Genomic DNA, 250 nt, shown 5'->3' with positions numbered 1-250 from the left:
CGCTGCAGCAGATCCCGTCGGGCGAGACCCGCCGCTACGGCGAGTTGGCCACCGAGCTCGGCAGCCACGCGCGCGCTGTAGCCCGGGCATGTGCCAGCAACCCCGTCGGGCTCTTGGTGCCCTGCCATCGCGTGGTCGGCGCTAACCAGGCGCTGACCGGCTATCGCTGGGGCGTCGAACGTAAGGCCGCGCTGCTCGAATCGGAGCGTGATGAGTCGGGAGCCTGACGAGCTTTCAGTGGTCGCATGCA

Annotated in this window: 1 protein-coding gene; it reads left to right on the top strand. The window is 69.2% G+C overall.

Features of this window, described 5'->3' with window-relative positions; translation table 11 throughout:
- Nucleotides 1–227 (top strand): methylated-DNA--[protein]-cysteine S-methyltransferase (locus PSTU_RS20510; protein WP_036992717.1); only part of this gene is annotated, 227 nt, incomplete at its 5' end.
- Nucleotides 228–250: the final 23 nt, after the last annotated feature.

The sequence above is a fragment of the Stutzerimonas stutzeri SDM-LAC genome (assembly GCF_000235745.1).
Lineage (GTDB): Bacteria > Pseudomonadota > Gammaproteobacteria > Pseudomonadales > Pseudomonadaceae > Stutzerimonas > Stutzerimonas stutzeri_H.
This window is presented reverse-complemented; position numbering and strand designations above follow the sequence as displayed.